1 protein-coding gene and 1 pseudogene are annotated in these 781 nt (G+C 66.8%); both read right to left on the minus strand.

All coding sequences use genetic code 11. The features are described 5' to 3' along the window. The coding region (locus EOA86_RS36870) for an aminotransferase class I/II-fold pyridoxal phosphate-dependent enzyme (protein WP_128345850.1) at positions 1 to 472 on the minus strand (472 nt) is incomplete at its 3' end. Further along, positions 469 to 781, minus strand: a pseudogene (locus EOA86_RS36875) (biotin synthase); the annotation flags it as partial. The gene EOA86_RS36870 and the pseudogene EOA86_RS36875, both read right to left, overlap by 4 nt.

Here is a 781-nt window from a genome sequence, read left to right on the forward strand (position 1 = left end):
CCCGCCATGCTTTTATCGCGTTCTCGATCACACCGACATCGTTGTGCGGGACCTCGACCTTTTGCGCGCGTCCGGCGCGCGCGGCCTCGTGCACGCTCGCATGGACGAGCTCGTCCATGACGAGCAGGTCTTCCCACCGGGGCAGCGTGGTGAGCAAGGCGAAGTTGGCGACATAGCCGCTGCCGAAGAACAGAGCGCTCTCCGCGCCGAAGAAGCACGCTCCGGCCGCTTCCACCTGCTCGTGTTCAGGCGCATTGCCGCGCAGCAGGCGGGAGCCGGTTGCGCCGACGGGCGTGCCGGCCGCGACCGCCGCGGCGACTGCGCCAGCCAGCCGCGGCGAGGCGGCCAGGCCGAGATAATCGTTGGACGAGAAATCGAGTCCTGCCCGCGGCGACAGCGAACGCAGGCGGTTCTTGCGGGCGAGCCCGCGCAATTTCGTCTCGTACCGCAAGAGTGGGCCACTTGCCGTCATCCTTCGCTCAGCTCCATCGGCTTGATGCCGAGCCGGCTGAACAGTGCGCTGTCCTTGTCCTCTCCCGGGTTCTCGGCGGTGAGCAAGGTATCGCCGACGAAGATCGAGTTGGCGCCCGCGAAGAAGCACAGCGCCTGCATCTCGTCGCTCATCGCCGTCCTGCCGGCGGAGAGCCTGACATAGGACTTGGGCATCAGGATACGGGCGAGCGCGACCAGCCGCACGAACGCGATCGGATCGATGGGCTCTGCCTCAGAAAGCGGCGTGCCCTCGATCGGGATCAGCATGTTGATCGGCACGCTCTCAGGG

Origin of the sequence: Mesorhizobium sp. M5C.F.Ca.IN.020.32.2.1 (assembly GCF_004023105.1) — a bacterium.
GTDB lineage: Bacteria > Pseudomonadota > Alphaproteobacteria > Rhizobiales > Rhizobiaceae > Mesorhizobium > Mesorhizobium wenxiniae.